Below are 15,783 nucleotides of genomic sequence, written 5' to 3'. Positions count from 1 at the left end.
AGATAGAAGTTCATTACGACCCGTGGCCGCCGTCTTTTCGTGACGCAGTGTGACGAAGCATCATTTGGAACAGGGTGGGCGTGCGCAAATAAGCAAGCACCACGGCGAAGCCGGCGGCAGTCGCAAGAATCTGCGCGACTTCCCCGCCCCGGGCCGCCACAACGCCCAGGACGCTGACGAGGATGGTTGCCGCGCAAACAACGCCGGTGGCCTGCACATGGCTCAGGCCGACGATGGTCAGGCGCTGGTAGACGTGCTGGCGGTGGGCGACGTACCACCGCTCACCTGCAAGGAGCCTGCGCAGGAACGTCACAAAGGTGTCGATCAGGTAGATCAGTACCGGGGAGAAAATGTATTCAACGGAAACACCGGCGAGGAATGCGCACATGGCTGTGACGGCAATCGAGGCACCCAGCAGGTAACTGCCCACATCCCCGAGGAAGACCTTGTTCCGGCTCAGGTTCCACGGAAGGAACCCGGCGAAGGCCATCGCGATGGCAATGCCGGCATAAACCATCCAGCCGTGTCCTGTCATGTACCCTGCGTAGGCGTAGAAACCGCCAACCAGCAGGCCGTGCGTGCCCGATATGCCGTTGATGCCGTCCATGAAGTTGGTGACGTTGACGTATGCCGCAACAGCCACGGCGCCGGCGGGGATCAGCCACAACTGCTGCTGACCCGGGTCAAGGATGGCCACAACTGCGGTGGCCACGCCGCCCAAAGCAAGCTGCAGCCCTGCCCGGACCTTGACCGACAAGCCGCGGATGTCCTCGACCCAGCCAATCGCGGCTGCGCCAAGCACGACGGCGAGAATCACCGCAAGGGTCAGCGAACCCTGGAGCGCGTTGGCCGACTGGGGCAGGAACACCGCGACGATAACGGCGGCAGGCAAGGCGACCGCCGTCGTGATTCCCATGCCGCGGATGGTGGGCTCGGTGTGGGAGGAGCGGGCGTTGGGTACGTCAAGCACCCCGGCGCGAGCCAGGATCGGACGAACGAAGAACGGCAGCACCAGTGCAAGCACAAGCGCGATGGCACCTACGGTGACTTGTGCCCACAGTTCCATCAGGCACCCGCCGCGACGTCGCCGTCGGACTCATCAATGCTGGGGGCATCTGGCCCCGCCTCATCACGGCAGCGTTGCAGCCACAAATCGAGGTCGAGCTCTGCGGGGTCCAGCGGCTGGGCGTGCGTGTGGGAAATCTTGGCGTGTCCGTCGGGATCCTTCGACTCGTCGTCCCCCGTAAGCTGTTCGTGCAGCTTTTCCGAGGGGCGCAGGCCGGTGATCTTGATCTTGATGTCCTTGCCCGACATGGCGATCATGCGCTCGGCGACATCCATGATGCGCACGGGCTCTCCCATGTCAAGGATGAGCACGTCGCCGCCGTGGCCGATGGCGCCTGCTTGGATCACCAGCTGGCAGGCCTCGGGGATGGTCATGAAGAAACGGGTCACGTCCGGGTGCGTGACGGTCACGGGGCCACCCTTGTTGATCTGGTCGGTAAACAACGGGAGCATGGAACCGCGACTGCCGATCACGTTGCCAAAGCGGACGGAGACATAGCGCTTGCCCGTCTCGCCCGCCATCCAGGATGTGAGCTTCTCGGCTGCACGCTTGGAGTGGCCAAGGGCCGTGGTGGGGCTGGCTGCCTTGTCGGTGGATACGTTGACGTACGTCTCGACACCCACGCGGCGCGCGGCCTGAAGGACATTCAAGGAACCGATGACATTTGTCTTCCAGCCCTCCTCGGGGTACATCTGCAGCAGCGGCGCGTGCTTGAGCGCGGCAGCGTGGAACACGACTTCGGGGCGCCTGTCCGCAAAGATCCTCGTCATGGAGTCGGCATCCCTGATGTCAGCCAGCACAATGTCCTCGTTGTCCAGCAGACCGTGGCCCTCGATGGAGAGCTGGGTGTGCTGCAGGCCGGATTCGTCACGGTCAAGCATGATCAGCGCTGCCGGATCAAAGCCCTGCAGCTGGCGGCACAGCTCGGAGCCGATGGATCCGCCGGCGCCCGTCACGAGCACCCGCTTGCCCCGGATATAGCCAGCCACCTGCTCCACCTGCGTTTCCACGGGTGTGCGTCCGATGAGGTCTGCGACGTCGATCTCGCGGAAGTCGGTCAGGCCTCCCCTGCTGTCCCTGTTGGTGTCGGGGCTGAGCATTTCCTGCAGTGGGGGAAGGACCAGGACTTTCACGCCCAGGCCTGAAACACTGTCGGAGATTTCACGAATGCGCTTGGCGCTCAGGTGGGCCATGGCCAGCACAACAACTGTTGACTTGGTGCGCCTGATGATGTCGGGGAGCTCATCTCCCCCGCCCAACACCCCGACCGAGCTCAGGCGCAGGTGCTTCTTGGACGTGTCATCGTCAACAAGACCCACCGGGACGTAGGGCGATTCCGGGTCCTGGACCATGCGGTTCACGAGCGAGTTGCCAAGGAAGCCTGCACCGTAGACAAGGGTCTTTTGGGCTTCCTCGCCGAAAACCGGCTTGCCCTCAACGTAAAGGCGCTTGGCGTAGCGCACGGCGGCCATGGTCAGTGCGGCGAACGGGAAGGCAATGATGGCCACGGAACGGGCCACGTGGATTTCATTGATTAAGATTGAGAGGAAGACACTGGTAACAACTGCCACTATCAGTGTGACGGCAATGAGGACGCGGGCCTCCTGAATGCTGCCGAAGGTGTAGCGTCCGCGGTACAGCGCCATGTACCACCCGGCGATGAGCTGCGTGGCAACGGCGACAGCGATCAACAGCACCAGGCCCGTGACGTTGATGAGCTTGACATCGAGCTCGTAGCGCAGCAGCACGGCGAGCATCAGCGCCACTATCCAGCAGAGCGAATCCAAGACCGCCTGTGACAATAGCCATAGGCGCGGCTTCCTGTCACCGTCAGTTGAAGGGCGCCCGGGTTCGCCGTGTGCCTGTGTGCTGGAGGTATTCAAGGTGATTCGTATTTCCGTATTCTGCCAAGTGGTTGCCGGCTGTGCGCTGTTGCCTTCGCCGCAACAGTTCGTTGGATGGAGGCTGTACTAAAGTGGAAGGTACACATGAATAGTAATCCCTTCCGATGATTACTCACTGTTTAGCCGTGCCGGATGCCGCGCAATGCCGCGGGCACCACCCGAGAGGACTCCCCCTTGACTGATTCCGTAGCCGTCGCTGCCGTCACCTTTGACCGGCCTGAGGACGTGCGCACCTTGTTGGGGGCACTGTCACAGCAGACCCACACCCCCCACGCCATTGCGCTGGTTGACTCGGGCACACAGGACGTGCGGGCCATCGCGGCCGAGGCGCCGGCGGAGGTGACCTATGTTCGTTCCCTGGCCAACCTTGGCGGGGCGGGCGGCTTCTCACTGGCCATCCTGAACGCCATCGCCTCGGGCGCCGAATGGGTCTGGATCATGGACGACGACGCCCATCCCGAAGACCCTGCCTGCCTGGCAACCCTGCTTGAGGCTGCCAAGGCCCGCAACATGGATGTGGTGGTGCCCCTCATCGTGGCCCCGGGCGAGCCGAGCAAGCTTTCCTTCCCGTTCCGTCTTGAGGGCCACCTGACGCACGAGCGCTCGGAGGTTGAACCCTTGGGCTTCATTGAGAACATCGGCCAGTTCTTCAACGGCGCACTGATCCGCACCGACGTGTTCTTCAAGGTGGGCCTGCCGGACCTGCGCCTGTTCATCCGCGGCGACGAGGTGGACTTCATGCTGCGCCTGCGCCAGGCGAACATCAAGTTCGGCACCGTTACCACGGTGGCTCTGACCCACCCGGCCGGCTGGGGCGAGGTGAAGCTGGTTCTGGGTGACAGGCTGCACGTGCTTGTCCCCGAAACACCGTTCAAGCGCTTCTACTACTACCGCAACCGCGGTTTCCTCACCCGCAAGCACCGCCGCGTGCGCTCCTTCGTGGCCGACGCCGTCGGATATCCCCTGTACTTCCTGAAAAAGGGAGACCTCAAGGGCCTGGCCAAGTGGGCAGGAACCTATGGCGCCGGCCTGCGTGGTGCTAAGTTCGGACCCATTGAGGACCAAAAGTTTTGAGCACGGACCGCCACAGCGGGTTTTTCCTGGTCATCACCACGTACAACCGCTCCGACTACCTCGAAGGGCTGCTCGCCTCCGCCGCGGCGCTGAATCCCGCCCCGGCAGGTGTCATCGTTGTCAACAACGCGAGCACGGATGATACGGCAGAGGTCATCGAGGCCTCCCGCGCACAGTTCCCTGTGCCCCTGATCCACCACCTGCTGGCCGAAAATTCCGGCGGTGCGGGCGGCTTCTGCGCAGGTGTCGAGCGCGCCTTGGCCGAAGGCGCGCAGTGGATGTGGCTGATGGACGACGACGTCACATGCGTTCCCGATGCCATTGGCGCCTTCGCGCCGTGGATGGAAAAATACGACGCCATGGTGGGCCGCCGCTACGACGCGGCGGGCGGGCCGTTCTACTGGCAAAACGACTTCAGCGCGTTCCTTGGCTTCCCCCTTCCCGTGCGCGGGGACGTCTTCGCAACGTCGGATGAATTCGCCACCAATGTTGGCTGCTTCGAAGGCATGCTGCTGCACAGGGACGCCGTGGAGTCGGTGGGCCTGCCTGACCCCCGCTTCTTCCTCACCTGGGACGACGCCATCTACGGCTGGCTTGTCTCCCTGCAACGACCCGTCATGTACGTCAACGAGTTTGTGCTGCACAAGGTGCGTGCCCAGCGGACGATCGACCTGGGCATCCGCCACCTGAACGACTCAAGCGACCTCAGCCGCTTCTACGTCATGCGCAACCGCGGACTTGTGGGACAGTACCTGCGCGTCCACGGCCGTTTCAACCCTCTGGGGTTCGCCCTCGGCACGGCGCTGACGGCCGCCAAGGAGCTTGTGCGTCTTGTGGGCGTGGAAAAGACCCTGCGTGGCAGCGGCAGGCTCATTGCCGGCTGGCGCGAGTCGCGTCGGATCCTGGCAGCCACCGACTTCGAGCCGATGCCAGCGCTTCGCCACAAGCCTTAAGTGCCTTCTCACAGGTAACGGCAGTGCCTCCCTGCGACCCAGGCAGGGTTTCCCTACCACGGCGGCACCAGGTGGGTGAAGGAACTGCGGTGCGAGGAGGTTTCCTTGGCTGGCGGGTGTCAGCATCGACTATTACATGCCCATGGAACGCGGCAATGTAGGCGGCGTCAATCCTCAGGGACCCGCAAGCAAGGGGCCGGCCGACATGGTCGCCGGCAACGTCCCCTTTGGCGTCATTGCCGACGGCGGGCCACCCGCCGTGCCTCCTTCGCCTTGCTTGCGACCATGCGGAAATGGCCTCCAAACACAGAGTTTGGAGGCCATTTCCATGGAGTCGGACTAGGAGCTGGATCCGGCCGAATCCTTCGTTGCGTCGGCGTCCGTGTCGGCGTCGTCCTTCTTGGTTAGGTCCAGCGCCGGGGCAGGCTCTTCGCTTGACAGGTTCGACGGCGTCCACATCTCGGGCTCGGCCTCCGGGCCAAGGGCGCTGGGGATGACACGCTGGATCTCCGCCAGGGAGATGGCGCCTTCACGGACAACGCGCAGACGAAGTCCGGTGGCGTCAACGATCGTGGACGGGGCCGGATCGGTGCCCTCCAGCGGACGGAAGCCGCCCTCGAGGTACACCTCAACTGATTCGGCAAGCTGCACGCGTGCCTCAGACGCGGTCTGGGCGGCTGCGTTCCCTGTCCTGTTGGCACTTGATACGGCCAGCGGGCCGGTGATGGTCAGCAGGTCAAGGGCCAGTTGGTCATCGGGTACGCGCAGCGCTACCGTGCCCTGCGTTTCGCCAAGGTCCCAGGTCAGGGTGGGCTGGGCGTGGAAGATCAGGGTGAGGGCGCCGGGCCAGAACTTCTCGGCGAGCTTGCGGGCGTCGTCGGGAATCTCGGTTGCCAAACCCTCCATGGTGCCGATCCGAGGGATCAGCACTGGCGGCGGCATGTTGCGTCCACGGCCCTTGGCTGCCAAAAGGGTTGCCACTGCCTGCGGGGAAAAGGCGTCCGCTGCGATGCCGTACACCGTGTCCGTGGGCATGACGATAACCTGTTTTGCTGCAATGGCCTTTTGGGCGTGGGCAAGGCCCTCCGCGCGCTGGGCGTCATTGGTGCAGTTGTAAGAAGTGGTAGTCACAAACTCATTCTTTCATCACGGCGCCCATGCATTTGAACGCGTTTTTGCAAATCACTTTCGTGTGCGCGCAGTTATTCTAGCGCCGGTACCCGCTGGTTGCCCTATCACGCCCTGTGAGGTCAAGGTGTGTGCGCACGTTTGACCAATGCCCGCTCTCGCTCAGCAGTGCAGCCATCTGCTCGGCCTGCACTTGGGCATGCTCCATGACGAAGAACCCGCCGGGGCGTAACAGTCGCGCCGCGGTGGCAGCGGCGGCCGTTGGCATGTCCATGCCGTCCGCTCCCCCGCCGTACAACGCCATGTGCGGATCGTGCAGCCGCACCTCAAGGTCCCGCGGAATGGCGGCGGCTGGAATGTAAGGCGGGTTGGACACGACCACGTCGACCGTCCCGTCAAGCTCGGCCAGTGAGTCCCGCATGTCACCGTGGACAAGGGTTGCACCGGTTCCGGCCAGGTTTCGTTGCGCCCACGGGAACGCGTCGTCACTGAGCTCGACGGCGTACACGCGGCAGCCGGCGACCTCGGTGGCCAGGGCCGCCGCAATGGCGCCGGACCCCGTGCCAAGGTCGACGGCGAGGAGTCCGTCCTCAGCCCCACGTTCCTGGCGCATCTGTGCCAATACGTCAATTCCGAGCTGGACAACCGACTCGGTTTCGGGCCGCGGCACAAAAACTCCCTTGCCGACGGCAAGTTCAAGGTGCCTGAAGTACGCCACTCCGGTGATGTGCTGCAGGGGCTCGCGCGCCGCACGTCGGGCCACAAGATCCTCGTAACCCTCCGGTGACACGGATGTGCCAAATAACATCGCAGCCAATTCACCGCGGCTGACGCGCAGCAGGTGGGCGGCCAAAAGCTGCGCATCCACCGCCGGTGACGGCACGCCGGCGGCCGCAAGGACCGCCGTCGCACGCGTCACTGCATCCTCCAGGGACTGACGTTCATCAGTCACCCAGGGCGTCCAATCGGGCCTGCTCGTCCATCTCAATGGCCGACTGCACCACGGGTTCTAGGTCGCCGTTCATCACGGCGTCAAGGTTGTACGCCTTGTAGCCGGTGCGGTGGTCGGCGATCCGGTTTTCCGGGTAGTTGTACGTGCGGATGCGCTCGGAACGGTCCATGGTGCGGATCTGTGACTTGCGCACGGCCGAGTTCTCGGCGTCGATGATGGCCTGCTGGTGTGCCAGGATGCGGGCACGCAGAACGCGCATGCCGGCTTCACGGTTCTGCAGCTGGGACTTCTCGTTCTGCATGGCCACCACGATGCCCGTGGGCAGGTGGGTGATGCGAACGGCGGAGTCGGTGGTGTTCACCGACTGGCCGCCGGGGCCCGACGAACGGTAGACATCAATCTTGAGGTCGTTCTGGTTGATGTCCACCTCTTCAGGCTCATCAACTTCAGGCAGGACCAGGACGCCTGCGGCGGAGGTGTGGATGCGCCCCTGCGACTCGGTGGCCGGCACGCGCTGGACGCGGTGCACGCCGCCTTCGAACTTCAGGCGGGCAAAAACGCCTTCTGCGGGGTCGTTTGAGCGGCCCTTGACGGCGATTGAAATGTCCTTGTAGCCGCCCAAATCGGAGTGGGTGGCGGAGATGATTTCAGTCTTCCAGCCACGGTTTTCCGCGTAGCGGGTGTACATGCGCACCAGGTCGGCGGCGAACAATGCAGCCTCGTCGCCACCTTCACCGGCCTTGACCTCAAGGATCACATCACGGGCGTCGTCGGGATCGCGCGGGATCAACAGGCGGCGCAGTTTTTCCTGCGCGGCAGCCAGCTGCCCCTCCAACACCGGAACCTCGGCGGCAAACTCTGCGTCCTCCGAAGCCATTTCACGGGCGGCCTCGAGGTCGTCGCTGATGGACTCGACCTGGTGGTAGCCCTCAACGACGTTGCTCAGTTCCGCGTAGCGACGGCCAAGCTTGCGTGCCAATGCCTGGTCTGCGTGCACTTCAGGCTCGCTCAGGCGCATCTGCAGCTCGGCGTGCTCATCAAGGAGCCCATGGATGGATTCAAACATTTCAAAAACCTCTCTCGACGTCAGTCAAGTCTAATTTCTTGTGCACGGCCCATTTCAAGCCGCAAGTTAACGCACGAAACCGCCGTCGCTGCGCAGGGGCCGGGCGCAGTGTCACCTGCTGCCCCGGCCCCTCGCAACGGAGGCGGTTTCGCTACTTTAGCTATTTGTCGTGCTCGGCCTTGGAACCCAGGGTTGTCTTCTGGATCTGCATGAGGAACTCGACGTTTGACTGCGTTTCGCGGATCTTGGAGGTCAGCAGTTCAAGCGACTGCTGCATTTCCAGGCCGGAGAGCACCCGGCGCAGACGCCACATGATCTTCACTTCATCCGGGGAGAGCAGGTTCTCCTCGCGGCGCGTGCCCGATCCGTTGACATCGACAGCCGGGAAGATGCGCTTGTCCGCAAGCTGGCGTGAGAGGCGGAGCTCCATGTTGCCTGTGCCCTTGAACTCCTCGAAGATGACCTCATCGGCCTTGGAACCGGTTTCCACCAGTGCCGTGGCCAGAATCGTCAGCGAGCCGCCATTTTCAATGTTGCGGGCTGCACCGAAGAAACGCTTCGGCGGGTACAGTGCAGCCGAGTCAACACCACCGGAGAGGATGCGGCCCGAGGACGGTGCGGAGTTGTTGTACGCACGGCCCAGACGGGTCATGGAGTCCAACAGGACAACCACGTCCATGCCCATTTCAACGAGGCGCTTGGCGCGCTCGATGGAGAGCTCGGCGACCTGGGTGTGGTCATCGGCGGGACGGTCGAAGGTTGACGCAATGACCTCACCCTTGACCGTTCGCTGCATGTCGGTGACTTCTTCGGGGCGTTCGTCAACCAAAACCATCATGAGGTGAACCTCAGGGTTGTTAATGGTGATCGCGTTGGCAATCGACTGCAGGATCAGGGTCTTGCCGGCCTTGGGCGGAGACACGATCAGGCCGCGCTGGCCCTTGCCGATCGGGGCCACCAGGTCGATGACACGGGTGCCGATAACCTTGGGGTCGGTTTCCAAACGCAGGCGCTCCGACGGGTACAGCGGTACCAGCTTGGAGAACTCGACGCGGTTCTTGAGCTCCTCAGGGTTCTTGCCGTTGACGCTGGTGACACGCACCAGGGCGTTGAACTTCTGGCGGGCACTCTGGGCATTGCTGCGGTCTTCACCCTCGCGCGGTGCACGGATGGCGCCAACGACGGCGTCGCCCTTGCGCAGGTTGTACTTTTTGACCTGGGACAGGGAAACGTACACATCGTTTGAACCGGGCAGGTAGCCGGAGGTGCGCACGAACGCGTAGTTGTCAAGGATGTCAAGGATGCCGGCCACGGGCAGCAGGACGTCGTCCTCGGTCACCTCGGTGTCATCGAAGTCGGGGCCCTGGGTGCGGCCGCGGCGGCGTTCGTTGCGGTCACGGAAACGGTCGTTGCGGTCGTTGCGGCTGTTCTGGTTGCCCGAACGGTCATTGCGGTCGGTGCTGCGCTCGACTGAATCGTTGGCATTCCGGTCACGGCGGTTGCGGCGGTTGCGGTTGTTGCGCGAGCCGTCCTCGTCGTCGTTTGCGGCGTTATTGTTCTGGCTGCGGTCGTTGACCGAACGCTCGGCGGTTGCACGCTCGCCACCGTTGCGCTGGTTGCGGTTGTTCCGCTGGTTGCGCTGGTTGCGGTCGTTGTTCTCGCCGTTCTCGTCCTGCTGCTCGGCACCGCCTTGGGCGGATCCACCGGACTCGGCGGGAGCGGGCTCAACTGCGGCTTCGGAGACGGAATCCTGCTGGCGTCCACCACCCTGGGCACGGCGGTTGTTGCGGGTGCGCCCCTGGCGGCGGTTCTCGCCGTCGTTATCGCCCTGGCTCGGCGCATCGGCAGTGGCAGGCTCGACGGCGGCCGTCTCAACGGCCGCAGCGGGGGCCTGGGTGCTGGTTTCCTGGGCAACGGCGGCGGTGCCGGTGGTGATGATGCCGTCGCTGCTGGCGGCGCGGCGTGAGCGGCCGCGGCCACGGGCCGGGCGCTCGGCGGCGGTGCCGGAGTCGGCGGCGGGGGCATCTGCCGTCTTGGTGTCTGCTGTGGCTGCTTCGGCGGCCGGCTCGGCTGCCTTCCGTGCCGTGGAGCCACGCTTTGCGGCAGGCTCGGCGTCGGCAGCCTTGGCGGTGCGGACGGGGCGGTCAGCCACGGACGAGCCGCGCTGGTGCGCCGAGATGGCGTCAACAAGGTCGCCCTTGCGCATCCTGGAGCCGCCGGTGATGCCCAGCTGTCCTGCCAGAATCTGAAGCTGTGCCAATTTCAGGCCTGCCAAACCTGCGGACTTTGCAGGCGCGGCCTTGGCAACGGTGTCCAAATCAGCGGCCTTGGGAGCGGCGGCTGAAGTTACGGTTTCGGTCACGAAGGATCCTTCCCCCTCGATGGCGGGCCCAATTATTGGGGCCGCGATGATTAGTGTCAGATTCCCCTTTTGCTGCCGCACTGGCCTGCAATGGGAAAATTCTGAGGTTCCATTCCCGAATCCGATTAACCGGGCATGTCAGGGAATGGTGAAGTTCACTCTTTGAATCTTTTCTCAAATGGGAGCGATCCTTTAGGCCAATCCGGCGGCTGCCTGGGCTGGCCCAGCGGTCACCGCACAAGATAGTGCAGGCCGCAAGAGTGGCACCGGGAGCCGAATAAACATTGCTCATTTCCACGCTGACCGGTTATGGGCCATTGCGGGGAGAGTGTTTGTGGGCTACTGATGCACTTCCACTTTAGCACCTTCAAGGTCAACCTGGAGCCGTAAAACCCGCCAAGACACGCCGTGTCCGGCCGCTTTTGGGGAACTGTCCGGTCCCGTGCCACCCAATTCGGTGATGCGGCGCACAATTGCATCCGCCTCGTCGCCCCCGTTTGCGAGCACCATGACGGTCGGGCCGGCGCCGGAGATGAACGCTGCGTGGCCCTCTTCGCGCAGCCGTGCAACGAGTGCTGCGCTTTCGGGCATGGCCTCCGCGCGGTAATCCTGGTGCAAGTAGTCGCGCGTGCCGGCCAGCAGCTTCGACGGGTCAGCCGTGAGGGCATGCATCAGCAGCGCCGCGCGGCCGGAGTTCGCCGCAGCGTCGGCGTGCGGCACGGTGGCAGGGAGCATCCCGCGGGCGCGTTCTGTTTTCAGTTCGACGTCCGGAATGGCCACTACGGGAACCACCGACACGGACGGGGAAACTTTGGCGCTGGAGTATCCGGCGCCTTCCTGCCACGACACAGCCACCGCACCAAAGATGGCCGGGGCAACGTTGTCGGGGTGGCCCTCAAGCTCGGACGCCAATTGCAGGATCCAGGCCCGGTCCTTGCGGTCCTCGGGTGCGACAAGTGCGTTGGCCGCCATGATGGCGGCAACAATGGCCGACGCCGAGGAGCCAAGGCCGCGCCCGTGCGGCAGGACATTTTCCGCGGCGACCCGCAGGCCCCCGCGGGTGTAGCCAAGGCGCTGCCAGGCCAGGTCCATGGTCTTCACCACAAGATGGCTGGCATCCCGGGGGAGCTCCTCCACGCCTTCCCCGCTCAAGTCGAACTCCAACACCGGGGCGGCCAAAATGGTGATGCGCAAGGTGTCATACAGCGTCACGGCAAGGCCCAGGGAATCAAATCCGGGACCCAAGTTGGCGCTGGTGCCGGGGACCCGCACTGTGGCGGTGGCGCCGGCAGCGGGAGTCTTCAAAAGCGGGGAAGTCATGGTTTGCCCTGTCATGATGGTGTGCTGCTAGTCCGTCAAGCCCAGTGCGGTGGCAACCGTAACCACGTCAAAGGCAACCGACTTCGGCGCTGCTGTACTTCCATCGGCGTTCTTCAATGCCCAGTCGGGGTCCTTGAGGCCGTGGCCGGTGACGGTGATGACGAAGGTCTTGCCCGTGGGGACCTCCCCGGCTGCGTGCTTCTTGATCAGGCCTGCGACGCCTGCTGCCGAGCCTGGCTCGACGAAGACGCCTTCCTTGGCTGAAAGCCAGCGGTGTGCTGCAAGGATTTCCTCGTCGGTCACGGCCTCGATGAGTCCGCCGGACTCGTCACGTGCGGCAATGGCCATGTCCCAGGATGCGGGGTTGCCGATGCGGATGGCGGTGGCAATCGTGTCCGGGTCTGAGATGGGGTGGCCGGCAACGAACGGCGCCGCTCCTGCTGCCTGGAAGCCCCACATGATTGGGGTGTGCGTTGAAACTGCGTCAAGCGTGCCGGCCGTGGCCGACTCGTAGGGGGCCGAGTATTCCTTGTATCCGCGCCAGTAGGCGCTGATGTTTCCTGCGTTGCCCACGGGCAGCACATGGTAGTCCGGCGCGTCGCCCAGGGCGTCGACAACCTCGAAGGCGCCTGTCTTCTGGCCTTCGATGCGGGCGGGGTTGACAGAGTTCACAAGGAATACAGGGTAGGAGTCGGCGAGCTTGCGGGCAACGTCAAGGCAGTTGTCGAAGTTGCCGTCGACCTGCAGGATCGTGGCGCCGTGCGCCACTGCCTGGCTCAGCTTGCCCATGGAGATCTTGCCCTCGGGCACCAGCACCGCACACGTCAGTCCTGCAGCCTTGGCGTAGGCTGCTGCCGACGCCGAGGTGTTCCCGGTGGAGGCGCACACCACGGCCTTGGCACCGGCGGCAACTGCCGCCGTCATGGCCATGGTCATGCCGCGGTCCTTGAAGGAACCCGTCGGGTTCATGCCCTCGACCTTCAGGTACACGGTGGAACCGGTCAGTTCGGAGAGTTCACGGGCAAACACCAGCGGTGTGCCACCCTCACCCAACGTGATGATCTTGGTTTCTGCCGTTACCGGCAGACGTTCTGCATATTCGCGGACAACCCCGCGCCACTGGTGAGCCATTAGACTCCCTCCACCCTCAAGACACTCGTAACTGAATTAATGACGTCAAGGCCATTGATGGCCTCCACGGTTGCTGACAGGGCAGCCTCACCTGCAAGGTGAGTGACAATGCGCAGCTCGGCGGAACCGGGCCCCCCCTTGACGTTTCCATCGCGGTGCACCGTCTGCCGCATCGTCTCAATGGAGACGCCGTTCTCGGCAAAGAGTGCTGCAATCTTGGACAGGACCCCCGGCTGGTCTGCAGCGTCAAGGCCGATGTAGTAACGCGTTGAGACGGCCTGGATGGGCAGGACCGGGAGCACTTCAATGGTTGAATCCGTCCGGCCGGGGCCACCTAAAACGAGGCGGCGGGCGGCCGAAACGACGTCGCCCATGACGGCGGACGCCGTGGGGGCGCCACCTGCACCGCGGCCGTAGAACATGAGCTCGCCGGCATTCTCCGCCTCAACGAACACGGCATTGAAGGCACCTCGCACGGCACCCAGCGGGTGTTCGCGCGGCAGCAGGGTCGGGTGCACGCGTACACTGACGCCCGAGGTGGGCGCTCCGGCGTCGTCGGTCGACTCTATTTTCTCGGCAATGGCCAGCAGTTTGATGACGTAGCCGGCCTCCTTTGCGGCGGCAATGTCGGTGGCCGTCACGGACGTGATGCCCTGGCAGTGCACGTCGGCCAGCGCGAAACGCGTGTGGAAGGCGAGCGATGCAATGATCGCGCCCTTGGCTGCCGCGTCGTGCCCCTCGATGTCGGCGGTGGGGTCTGCCTCGGCGTAACCCAGCCGCTTTGCCTCGGCAAGCGCATCCGCGAACTGGGCACCGGTGGTGTCCATGGCGTCGAGGATGAAGTTGGTCGTGCCGTTGACAATGCCCATCACGCGGGTGATCTTGTCCCCGGCCAGGGAATCGGTGATGGGGCGCAGGATCGGGATGGCCCCGGCCACGGCTGCCTCATAGGAAAGTTGCACGCCTGCGGCGTCGGCTTTCTCGTACAGGGTGGGGCCATCGACGGCGAGCAGCGCCTTGTTGCCGGTGACAACGGTTGCGCCGTGGTCGATGGCTTCAAGGATCAGCGTGCGGGCCGGCTCCAGGCCGCCCATGAGCTCGATGACGATGTCGGCCCCGCGCACCAGCGCCGAGGCGTCGGTGGTGAACAGTTCCTTGGGGATTTCGACCTCGCGCGGGGAATCGATGTTCCGCACCGCAATGCCAACCAACTCGAGCCGGGCGCCCGTTCGGGCAGCCAGCGCGTCGGCGTCGTGAAGCAGGATGCGGGCAACCTGCGAGCCCACATTCCCGGCGCCAAGGAGGGCCACTTTGAGGGTTTTGGTCGTTGCGGACACGTCAGTGTCCACGGTGTTGCGCTGTGTCAAGGTCTCTAGGCCCCTAAATCGCGTGCCAGCAAATCGTCTTCGGTTTCTCCCCGCACAATCAAGCGTGCGGTGCCGTTTTTGACGGCAACTACGGGCGGACGGGGCACATAGTTGTAGTTGCTGGCCAGTGCCCAGCAGTACGCGCCCGTTCCGGGAACTGCAAGCAAATCCCCGGCCGCCACGTCATTGGGCAGATATACATCTCTAACAACAATGTCACCACTCTCGCAATGTTTGCCCACCACTCGGGACAAAGCGGGAGTCGCCGCGGAGGCGCGGTTGGCCACAACGGCCGAATAATCCGCTTCGTAAAGCACCGGACGGGCGTTGTCGCTCATGCCGCCGTCCACCGACACATAACGGCGCGGGGCCGTCACATCCGTCTGGCCGTCGACCTCGACCTGCACGGTTTTCAGCGTGCCAGTCTCGTACAGGGTGAACGTTGTGGAGCCAACGATGGCGCGTCCGGGCTCGATGGAGATCTTCGGCGCTGCCATGCCAAGTTCCGCACACGTCTCACGCACGACGGCGGCCATCGCCTGTGCGACCTCTGCAGCCGGGCGCGGGGTGTCCACGGCGGTGTAGGCAATGCCGTAGCCGCCGCCAAGGTCCAGTTCGGGCAGGCTCACGCCGTACTTGTTCTGGATCGTGTTGGTGAAGGCGAGCAGCTTGCGGGCCGCAATTTCAAAGCCCTCGGCCTCGAAGATCTGCGATCCGATATGGGCGTGGAAGCCAAGGAAGTTAATGCTGTCGGCTTCAACTGCCAGCTTCGATGCGGCTTCCGCGGCGCTCATACCGGGAGCTTCGGGGTCTTCGGCGATGAAGGACAGGCCGAACTTCTGGTCCTCGTGGGCCGTGGCGATGGATTCGTGGGTGTGTGCGTGCACGCCGGGCGTCAGGCGAAGCATGACGTTGGCCTTTTCCCCGCGGGCTGCGGCAATGTCCGCAACGCGTGCCAGCTCGTGCAGGCTGTCAACGACGATCCGGCCCAGCTTCATGTCGAGGGCGCAGTTGATCTCTGCGGCCGACTTGTTGTTGCCGTGCAGGCCAAGCTTCTCCCCGCTCAGGCCCGCGCGCCTGGCCACTGCCAGTTCGCCGCCTGAGCAGGTGTCAAGGCGCAGGCCCTCGGAGTCGACCCAGCGGGCGACCTCCGTGGACAGGAATGCCTTGCCGGCGTAGTAGACGTCAACGCCGCCGCAAATCTCCGCAAAGGCAGCATCAAAGGCGTCCTTGAAGGTGCGTGCGCGCTTGCGGAAGTCGTCCTCACTCATGACATACAGCGGCGTGCCGAACCGGGCCTTTAGCTCGCTGACCGGAACACCGCTGATGGTGACCTCGCCGCCGTCGTCGCGTTCGACGTCGTGCGCCCACATCGCGGGCAGCAGCTCATTGACGTCCCCTGCCGCGGGCAGCCATTCGGGGGCCAGCTCTGCGCCGGCGATCTTCGTTTCGGTCATTGT

General features: G+C 64.1%; 12 protein-coding genes. 2 read left to right on the top strand and 10 right to left on the bottom strand.

Annotation, left to right across the window (positions count from 1 at the left end; all coding sequences use genetic code 11):
• Positions 1–13: 13 nt before the first annotated feature.
• Both AAGW05_RS01235 and AAGW05_RS01230 read right to left on the bottom strand, forming a co-directional pair.
• A complete protein-coding gene (locus AAGW05_RS01235) occupies positions 14–1,066 on the bottom strand; it encodes an MraY family glycosyltransferase (protein WP_411802646.1) in 1,053 nt (350 codons plus the stop codon).
• The gene (locus tag AAGW05_RS01230; protein ID WP_411802645.1) at positions 1,066–2,853 is read right to left on the bottom strand and encodes a polysaccharide biosynthesis protein; all 1,788 of its coding nucleotides are present in this window, start codon (positions 2,851–2,853) and stop codon (positions 1,066–1,068) included. Before AAGW05_RS01230 ends, AAGW05_RS01235 begins: the two co-directional genes overlap by 1 nt.
• 291 nt (positions 2,854–3,144) lie before the next feature.
• Here AAGW05_RS01230 and AAGW05_RS01225 point away from each other — a divergent pair, with 291 nt between their 5' ends.
• Both AAGW05_RS01225 and AAGW05_RS01220 read left to right on the top strand, forming a co-directional pair.
• Positions 3,145–4,044: a glycosyltransferase family 2 protein gene (locus AAGW05_RS01225; protein WP_411802644.1), complete on the top strand. Its 900-nt coding sequence runs from the start codon at positions 3,145–3,147 to the stop codon at positions 4,042–4,044.
• Positions 4,041–4,997, top strand: coding sequence for a glycosyltransferase (locus AAGW05_RS01220; protein ID WP_411802643.1), 957 nt, complete (start codon positions 4,041–4,043; stop codon positions 4,995–4,997). The genes AAGW05_RS01225 and AAGW05_RS01220 overlap by 4 nt, the downstream gene beginning before the upstream one ends.
• A gap of 339 nt (positions 4,998–5,336) precedes the next feature.
• Here the strand turns inward: AAGW05_RS01220 and AAGW05_RS01215 are convergent, their stop codons facing one another.
• The 8 genes from AAGW05_RS01215 to lysA all read right to left on the bottom strand — a co-directional run bounded on the left by AAGW05_RS01215 (position 5,337) and on the right by lysA (position 15,780).
• Positions 5,337–6,128 carry an L-threonylcarbamoyladenylate synthase gene (locus tag AAGW05_RS01215; protein ID WP_411802642.1) on the bottom strand — a complete coding sequence of 264 codons (792 nt, stop codon included), beginning with the start codon at positions 6,126–6,128 and terminating at the stop codon, positions 5,337–5,339.
• 76 nt (positions 6,129–6,204) lie between these two features.
• Complete coding sequence (gene prmC / locus AAGW05_RS01210) at positions 6,205–7,077, bottom strand: peptide chain release factor N(5)-glutamine methyltransferase (protein WP_411802640.1); 873 nt, start codon at positions 7,075–7,077, stop codon at positions 6,205–6,207.
• Entirely contained in the window at positions 7,070–8,143 is a 1,074-nt protein-coding gene (gene prfA / locus AAGW05_RS01205; protein ID WP_411802639.1) for a peptide chain release factor 1, read from the bottom strand. The genes prmC and prfA overlap by 8 nt, the downstream gene beginning before the upstream one ends.
• Before the next feature lie 160 nt (positions 8,144–8,303).
• Positions 8,304–10,505, bottom strand: a complete 2,202-nt coding sequence (gene rho / locus AAGW05_RS01200) for a transcription termination factor Rho (protein WP_411802638.1) — start codon at positions 10,503–10,505, stop codon at positions 8,304–8,306.
• Positions 10,506–10,844: 339 nt separating this feature from the next.
• The gene (gene thrB / locus AAGW05_RS01195) at positions 10,845–11,825 is read right to left on the bottom strand and encodes a homoserine kinase (RefSeq protein ID WP_411802637.1); all 981 of its coding nucleotides are present in this window, start codon (positions 11,823–11,825) and stop codon (positions 10,845–10,847) included.
• Between the two features lie 27 nt (positions 11,826–11,852).
• Positions 11,853–12,956: a threonine synthase gene (thrC, locus tag AAGW05_RS01190; RefSeq protein WP_411802636.1), complete on the bottom strand. Its 1,104-nt coding sequence runs from the start codon at positions 12,954–12,956 to the stop codon at positions 11,853–11,855.
• The gene (locus AAGW05_RS01185; RefSeq protein ID WP_411802635.1) at positions 12,956–14,323 is read right to left on the bottom strand and encodes a homoserine dehydrogenase; all 1,368 of its coding nucleotides are present in this window, start codon (positions 14,321–14,323) and stop codon (positions 12,956–12,958) included. The genes thrC and AAGW05_RS01185 overlap by 1 nt, the downstream gene beginning before the upstream one ends.
• A gap of 5 nt (positions 14,324–14,328) precedes the next feature.
• The gene (gene lysA, locus AAGW05_RS01180; protein WP_411802634.1) at positions 14,329–15,780 is read right to left on the bottom strand and encodes a diaminopimelate decarboxylase; all 1,452 of its coding nucleotides are present in this window, start codon (positions 15,778–15,780) and stop codon (positions 14,329–14,331) included.
• Positions 15,781–15,783 lie beyond the last annotated feature (3 nt).

This window comes from Arthrobacter sp. LAPM80, assembly GCF_046736435.1.
In the GTDB taxonomy this organism is placed as follows: domain Bacteria; phylum Actinomycetota; class Actinomycetes; order Actinomycetales; family Micrococcaceae; genus Specibacter.
This window is presented reverse-complemented; position numbering and strand designations above follow the sequence as displayed.

What these genes read in the sequence shown, in the direction of transcription:
- AAGW05_RS01235 (WP_411802646.1), bottom strand. Translation starts at nt 1,066, where the DNA reads ATGGAACTGTGGGCACAAGTCACCGTAGGTGCCATCGCGCTTGTGCTT.
- prfA (WP_411802639.1), bottom strand. Translation starts at nt 8,143, where the DNA reads ATGTTTGAATCCATCCATGGGCTCCTTGATGAGCACGCCGAGCTGCAG.
- thrB (WP_411802637.1), bottom strand. Translation starts at nt 11,825, where the DNA reads ATGACTTCCCCGCTTTTGAAGACTCCCGCTGCCGGCGCCACCGCCACA.
- thrC (WP_411802636.1), bottom strand. Translation starts at nt 12,956, where the DNA reads ATGGCTCACCAGTGGCGCGGGGTTGTCCGCGAATATGCAGAACGTCTG.
- lysA (WP_411802634.1), bottom strand. Translation starts at nt 15,780, where the DNA reads ATGACCGAAACGAAGATCGCCGGCGCAGAGCTGGCCCCCGAATGGCTG.